General features: G+C 55.8%; 7 protein-coding genes. 4 read left to right on the top strand and 3 right to left on the bottom strand.

Translation table 11 applies throughout. The features are described from left to right. On the bottom strand, positions 1–534 hold a 534-nt coding region (locus tag ACOYIE_RS08080), incomplete at its 3' end, for a DEAD/DEAH box helicase (protein WP_433412162.1). A gap of 515 nt (positions 535–1,049) precedes the next feature. On the opposite strand from ACOYIE_RS08080, the gene ACOYIE_RS08075 reads away from it, so the two are divergent. The 3 genes from ACOYIE_RS08075 to ACOYIE_RS08065 all read left to right on the top strand — a co-directional run bounded on the left by ACOYIE_RS08075 (position 1,050) and on the right by ACOYIE_RS08065 (position 4,471). After that, positions 1,050–1,793, top strand: a complete 744-nt coding sequence (locus ACOYIE_RS08075; protein ID WP_433412160.1) for a YebC/PmpR family DNA-binding transcriptional regulator — start codon at positions 1,050–1,052, stop codon at positions 1,791–1,793. 209 nt (positions 1,794–2,002) lie between these two features. Beyond that, on the top strand, positions 2,003–3,319 hold the full coding sequence (locus tag ACOYIE_RS08070) for an MATE family efflux transporter (RefSeq protein ID WP_433412158.1): 1,317 nt from the start codon (positions 2,003–2,005) through the stop codon (positions 3,317–3,319). A 219-nt stretch (positions 3,320–3,538) separates the two neighbouring features. Beyond that, on the top strand, positions 3,539–4,471 hold the full coding sequence (locus ACOYIE_RS08065; RefSeq protein ID WP_433412156.1) for a zinc dependent phospholipase C family protein: 933 nt from the start codon (positions 3,539–3,541) through the stop codon (positions 4,469–4,471). A 119-nt stretch (positions 4,472–4,590) separates the two neighbouring features. Here the strand turns inward: ACOYIE_RS08065 and ACOYIE_RS08060 are convergent, their stop codons facing one another. Continuing rightward, positions 4,591–5,667, bottom strand: a complete 1,077-nt coding sequence (locus tag ACOYIE_RS08060) for a 6-phosphofructokinase (RefSeq protein WP_433412154.1) — start codon at positions 5,665–5,667, stop codon at positions 4,591–4,593. A 138-nt stretch (positions 5,668–5,805) separates the two neighbouring features. On the opposite strand from ACOYIE_RS08060, the gene ACOYIE_RS08055 reads away from it, so the two are divergent. Continuing rightward, positions 5,806–6,486, top strand: coding sequence for a radical SAM protein (locus ACOYIE_RS08055; protein ID WP_433412152.1), 681 nt, complete (start codon positions 5,806–5,808; stop codon positions 6,484–6,486). A gap of 47 nt (positions 6,487–6,533) precedes the next feature. Here ACOYIE_RS08055 and ACOYIE_RS08050 read toward each other — a convergent pair. After that, positions 6,534–6,799, bottom strand: a 266-nt coding sequence (locus ACOYIE_RS08050) for an inorganic diphosphatase (protein WP_433412150.1), incomplete at its 5' end; no start/stop codon positions are given.

Here is a 6,799-nt window from a genome sequence, read left to right as displayed (position 1 = left end):
GTCCGTTGCCGTGGCGGTAAAGGCCGACACGGCCGGCCGCGCGGGCAGAGCCGCTAAGAAATCCGCAATTTTCAGATAGCTTGGCCGGAAATCCTGCCCCCACTGGGAGATGCAGTGCGCCTCGTCCACCGTGACCATGGCAACCGGCGCCCGCCGCGCAAAATCCAGAAAGGCAGGTGCGGTCAGCCGTTCGGGGGCGACATAGAGCAGCTTGCAGCCGCCGTTTTCCGTTTCCCGCAGCACGGCGTACATTTCTGCCGCAGGCATGGCGCTGTGCAGGCAGGCAGCCGGCACCCCTGCCTCATGCAGCGCGCCGACCTGGTCTTTCATCAGCGAAATCAGCGGTGAAATGACGATGGTCAGCCCGTCAAACAGCAGGGCGGGCACCTGATAACACAGGCTTTTACCCGCGCCCGTCGGCATGATGCCGAGCGTATCCCGCCCGGCAAGCACGGCCTGCACCAGCTCCGCCTGGCCGGGGCGGAAGCTGTCGTAACCGAAACAGGATTGTAATATTTGCTGCGCCCGTCTCATCAAATGCGCCGCCCCACTTTCTCCGCAATATGTTTTATCATATCATTTTGCAGAAAAAAGGGCAAGCCGCCCCCGCAAAACGCCGATTCGTCTTGCGCGTTTCCCGCTGAAAACATCAGGCGTTTCTGCTTTGTTTCTGCAAAACAGCGCCTGTTTCCCGCATAAAAAGGCAGGGGATCGGAAGCCGCGGCCTTCAATCCCCTGTCCCTTTTCATTTGTTTCGTCCGCGTCAGAACTGCTGCTCGTTGTTCTTCTTGTTCTGCTGCTGGTTATTCTGCTGATTATTCTGCTGATTCTGCTGCTGGTTGTTCTGCTTGTTCTGCTGATTATTCTGTTTGCTCATCGTGCGTCACCTCTTTATTTGGATTTTTCGATGATATTTTGCACGCACCGCGCTGAAAATATACCCGCAGGGCTTGCGAAAAGGCAAAAAATTTGATAAACTCTATGTGCGCCGTTTGGGCGCTTTTAGGTTTTGTTTATAAATTACACTGATAGAAAAGAGGGCATTCACCATGTCGGGACATTCCAAGTGGCATAATATTGCCAAGCGCAAGGGCGCGAACGACGCAAAAAAAGCAAAAATCTTCACCAAAATCGGCCGTGAGATGGCCATTGCCATCAAAGAAGGCGGTTCGGCCAATCCGGACTTCAACGCCCGCCTGCGCGACTGCATCGCCAAGGCCAAGGCCAACAACATGCCGAACGATAACATCAAGCGCACGCTGGATAAATACTCGGGCGCAAACGGCCAGGTCAACTATGAGGCCAACGACTATGAGGGCTACGGCGTAGGCGGCGTGGCTGTCGTTGTGGAAACGCTGACCGATAACAAAAACCGTACCGTTGCCGATGTGCGCCACTGGTTTGACAAATACGGCGCAGGCCTCGGCTCTGCGGGCTGCGTATCCTGGCAGTTTGACAAAAAGGGCGTAATCATCATGGAGCGCGGCGAGCTGGATGAGGATACCGTCATGATGCAGGCGCTGGAAGCCGGCGCGGAGGATTTCCAGGCAGACGACGATACCTTTGAAATCTACACTGCGCCGGACGATTTTTCCGCTGTACGCGAAGCACTGGAGACGCTGGGCTATTCCTTTGTGGAGGCGGAAGTGGAGCGCGTACCGCAGAACTATATCACGCTGGAAAAAGAGGAAGACATGGCGCAGATGCGCAAGCTGCTCGACAACCTCGAGGATAACGACGACGTGCAGGCCGTCTGGCACAACTGGGAGAACGAGGACGACTACGAGGGCTGAGTATAACCGCCCTTTTCCGGATGCCATCATAAGGAATACCGTCATGCGCCTATGTATCCTCCGTACAGCATGGGGCCCGATGGAAAGCTGCCAACGCAGCCTTGACAAGCACATGGAACTATGGTATCCTAAAGCAACAGTTTGAAACGCCCCTGAACACAAAGGCTATGTGTTCAGGGGCTCTTTTTTGCGACATCAGGGAGGAAATCATGAAGTTCTCGCTTACCAAGGAGTTCATAACGTATGTTTTTCTGAATATTCTGGGCCAAATGGCCTATTCCTGCTATACGCTGGCAGATACCTATTTTGTTTCGGCAAAGCTCGGCACGGACGGGCTGACCGCGCTCAACCTCGCCTTTCCCATGTTCTGTCTGATGAATGGCATCGGCCTGATGCTCGGCATCGGCGGCGGCGCCAAGTATTCCATCTGCAAAAGCCGAAAAGAATCCGATACGGGCAACAGAATTTTTACCACCGCGCTGTATCTTGCCGTTTTTCTTGCCGCCATATTCTTCTGCTGCGGACTGTTCTTTTCCGAACCGCTTGTCCGGCTGCTGGGCGCAGACCAGAGCATATTCGGCATCACCAACATTTATCTGAAAGTAATGCTTTTGTTTGCGCCTGCATTTATCATCAACACGCTGCTGCAGGGCTTTATCCGCAACGACGGCTGTCCCTCGCTATCCATGAAGGCCATGTTTTTCGGCAGTTTTTCCAATATCATCCTGGATTACATCTTTATCTTCCCGCTGGATATGGGCATCTTTGGCGCCATTTTTGCAACCGGCCTCGCCCCCATCATCAGCATTCTGATCCTTTCCCCGTATTTTTGGAAAAAGAAAAATCATTTCCATATTGTGCCTCTCAAGGCCGAAGCGCATATCGTGCGGGAGATCGTTTCCAGCGGGACCTCTCCCCTTCTTACCGAAGCCACATCCGGTATCGTCATGCTTTTGTTCAATTTTATCATGCTTCGGCTGGCGGGAAATATCGGCGTGGCGGCTTTTGGCATCGTCACCGTGATCTCGCTGGTCACCGTTGCCATCTACACGGGACTGTCGCAGGGGGTGCAGCCCCTTTTGAGCAAATATCACGGGTTTCAGAATGAACACCATGTGGCTGCCATTTTCCAAAAAGCAATGATCACGATGCTGCTTTTATCCGGCGTCATTTACTGCATCATTTTCTTTGGCGCAGATGCACTGGCCGCCGTCTTCAACAGCGAGGGCGACGCGCTTTTGCAGCAGTACGCCGTTATCGGTCTTAAAATATATTTTATCGCCTGCCCGTTTATGGGATTTAATATTGTGATGTCCACCTATTTTATTTCCACCGAACGCCCCGGGCCGGCGCAGATTATTTCTTTGCTGCGCGGATTTTTCCTTTTGATTCCATTTGCGTTTCTGCTCTCTTATCTGTTCCAGATGACCGGCGTCTGGGCTGCCTATCCGGCAACCGAATGCGCGGTTTGCATCGTCGGCATCTTTTTATACCGCGCTTTTGTCAAACGGAGGCGCATCCAGTAAGCTGCTGCGCAAAATCTGTTTTACCGTCCGCTGCCGCCCCTGCATGCATCGCTTGCTTTTTGCCTTTGCGGTATGTTATACTGCTGTTAGCAAGCGGGTTTTGCGGTATCCGCAGCCGCTGTGCAGCAAAATTTGTATTCCATCCCCGCAGGCGGGCGGCGCCGCCGGCGGAATCGTCTCCGGTTCCGGACGCGCCCCGGCAAGAAAGGAAGAACTGTTATGGCTGATTTTGTATCCCATCATCTGTTTGGCGAGCAGGCGCTTACCGTGTTCCCCACGGCCGTGCAGCAGATTGCAGCAGCCCATCCTGTCTGCTTCCGCTGGGGCTGCCAGGGACCGGACCCCCTGTTTTACCGTAAAATCGCGCTGGGCAGCCCGCTGCACAAGCTGGGCAACCGCATGCATTCGGAACATACGGACGAGCTGTTTGCCGCCCTTGCCCGCGGCGTGCGGGATTTAAGCGGTGAAGCGCGTGAAATTGCCGCCGCATACTTTTTCGGTTTTGTCTGCCACTATGCGCTGGACAGTGAAATCCATCCCTATGTATACTGCCGCCAGGAGCAAATCCGTTCGGCGGATGCCAGGCTGTCCGCCTCGGCCATCCACTGCCAGATTGAAAGCGATATCGACTATCTGCTCTATGAGCATACGCGGCAGGCTGCGGTGACAACGTTCTCTCCCCGCGATTTTTACACCCTGGAAACTTCGGAAAAAGCCGTGCTCGCCGCGCTGCTGCACGCAGTGCTGTACCGCGTATACGGGGAAGATATTCCCACGCACGAACTGCGCGGCGCATTTGACGAAATGCTCAAATGGGAAAGTTTTCTCTATTCCAACCGCCGCCTGACCTACTGCGGCGCGCAGCGCGTAGAGCGGCTGCTGGGCCGCGGCGCACTGCTGACCGGCCACATGAAAGTAGAACGTCCGGAATGGGATGCGCTGAACGAGGCGCATGACCCCTGGCACAATCTCTGGGCGCCGGAGCAGCCGCGTACCGAATCGGTGCCCGAGCTGTTCGGGCTGGCGCGCATCCGTGCGGCGGCGCTTGCAGGGCAGTATACTGCCCAGTTTGACGCCGGCTGGCTCATCGTACATCATTTTGACCAGCCGTTTGACAACGGCAGTCCCAAAAAAGCGGCTTCGCAGATGTGATCTGCCGGGGCAAACCGCCCCTCTGGAGCGGTTTTAAACATCCGTCTTTTGCGGTCAACACAAAAGGGTGCGTTTTACGCACCCTTTTTATTTTCTGCCAAATCCTGTTTGCGCGGTCTTTAATCGCCCATTGACAGCCCCAGATCTCGCGCCGCCTGCACAATATCGCTGTCCGGCGGCACCGTCTTGAGCTTGCCGGCCACTTCGCTGAGCGGCACGGGCACAATCCGGTTGTTCTGCACGGCCACCATGTTGCCAAACCGGCCGTCTCGAATCAGTTCGGCCGCCGCCGCCCCCAGCCGCGAGGTCAGCAGCCGGTCCGCCGGACAGGGCGCGCCCCCGCGCTGATAATGCCCCGGAATGGTAACGCGGATTTCCTGACCGGTCAGCGCCTTCAGCTCATCCGCTATGCGGTATGAAACAGAAGGATACGGCAGTTGTTCGCGCAGGGCTTTTCGCTCTTTTTTGCTCATTTCCGCCTCTTCTTTGCTGATTGCCCCCTCCGCAACCGCCAGAATGGAAAAGCGTTTGCCGCTCTTTTCCCGTTTTTCAATGGCCTGTGCAATGGCTTTGATGGAATACGGAATTTCCGGAATAACGATAATATCCGCGCCCGAGGCAATACCGGCATACAGCGTCAGCCAGCCGGCCTTATGGCCCATCACCTCCACAATGAACACGCGCGAATGGGAAAAGGCGGTGGAGTGAATGGAGTCAATCACCGTTGTTGCAATATCCACCGCAGACTGAAAGCCAAACGTAACTTCGGTGCCCCACAAATCATTATCTATCGTTTTGGGCAGCGTGACGACATTCACCCCATGCTGCGCCAGCAGATTGGCCGTTTTATGCGTTCCGTTGCCGCCCAGAATCACCAGACAGTCAAATCCTGCGGTCTTGATCGTCTTCAGCATTTTTTCCAGGCGGGTTTCCTCGCTGTCTCCCTCGGCTTTGCGCATCTCTTTAAAAGGCTGGCGCGAAGTGCCCAGAATGGTGCCGCCCACCGTCAGAATATCGGAAAAATCCCGCTCGCACATCTCGTGGTAATCGCCCTCAATCAGCCCGCGGTAGCCATCCCGTATGCCGTACAGCCGGACCTTGTTTCCCAGCCCGTTGTACAGTGCTTTTGCAACGCCGCGCAGCGCAGCATTCAGTCCCTGGCAGTCACCGCCGCTTGTCAGCATGCCGATTTTCATCGTCTCTTTCCTCCTTGTCTGTATGGTGCTTTTATTGTACGCGCTTTTTGCCCGATTGAAAAGTTAAATCCCTGAAAAATTTCCGCCCATTGCCAGCCGCCCGCTGTTGTGCTATTCTAAAGGCAAGGGGTGATGCGCGTGACCGGTCAAATTCATTCGCTTTCCGCAGGCAGCGGCGGTTTTACCGTGCGGCTGCAGGGATGTCCGCTGCAATGCGTCGGCTGCGGCCGGCCGGATACCTGGTCTGCGCAGGCCGGCTATGCGCTGGATGCGGACAGTCTTGTGCAGCAGGCGCTGCTTTCCCAGCCGCTCTGGAAAGGCCGCGGCGGCGTCACCGTCACCGGCGGCGAGCCGCTGATGCAGGCCCCATTCGTGGACGCTTTTTTTGCAGGCGCGCAGGCTGCCGGCATGCATACCACGCTGGAAACTTCGGGCGCCGGCCGGCCCGGCATGGCCGAGCGACTGCTGCGGCATACCGACCTTGTCCTGTGCAGTCTGAAGTTCATCACGCCCGCCGATTATCGCCGCTACTGCCATGGCGATATGAATCAGGTGGAGCAGTTTCTGCGCCTGACTGCCTTCAAAGGCGTACCGCTCCGTATCCGGCACACGGTTATTCCCGGGCTGACCGATTCCCTGGAGCATATGCGGCTGGTGCGTGACCGCGCGCAGCGCCTGCCCAATCTGGAGCGGTTTGACTTTGTACCGTATTGCCGGCCGGACAGCGGCGCGTACCACTGTCTCGGATTGGAGCCGCCCCTGCCCGATACGCCGGATATGGACGCCGCATGGCTCAAGCAGCTCACAAAAAAACTGTAAACCGCAAAAAGAGGGACAGCCCAAGGCTGTCCCTCTTTTGAACTATATCAATCTCTTTCCGGACGCACACCGCAGAAATGCACTTCATACCGGTTCATGCAGTCCTTAATGACTTCGATCGCCTGTTCGCGCGTCAGCGCGTCCGAAGTCGTCGTGTGTTTATGCTCCAGTCCCTTGTACACTTCAAAAAAGTGCGCGATCTCATTGGAATAGTGGGGCGGAAGCTGGTCAATATCGTGATAAAAATTCCAGTTCGGGTCCTCACACGGAATGGCGATGATCTTGTCGTCGATCTCATCGTCGTCAATCATGC

Source organism: Agathobaculum sp. (assembly GCF_050946325.1).
In the GTDB taxonomy this organism is placed as follows: domain Bacteria; phylum Bacillota; class Clostridia; order Oscillospirales; family Butyricicoccaceae; genus Agathobaculum.
The sequence above is the reverse complement of the archived record's forward strand: the minus strand, read 5'-3'. Positions and strand labels throughout refer to the sequence as shown.

What these genes read in the sequence shown, in the direction of transcription:
- ACOYIE_RS08070 (WP_433412158.1), top strand. Translation starts at nt 2,003, where the DNA reads ATGAAGTTCTCGCTTACCAAGGAGTTCATAACGTATGTTTTTCTGAAT.
- ACOYIE_RS08060 (WP_433412154.1), bottom strand. Translation starts at nt 5,667, where the DNA reads ATGAAAATCGGCATGCTGACAAGCGGCGGTGACTGCCAGGGACTGAAT.
- ACOYIE_RS08075 (WP_433412160.1), top strand. Translation starts at nt 1,050, where the DNA reads ATGTCGGGACATTCCAAGTGGCATAATATTGCCAAGCGCAAGGGCGCG.
- ACOYIE_RS08065 (WP_433412156.1), top strand. Translation starts at nt 3,539, where the DNA reads ATGGCTGATTTTGTATCCCATCATCTGTTTGGCGAGCAGGCGCTTACC.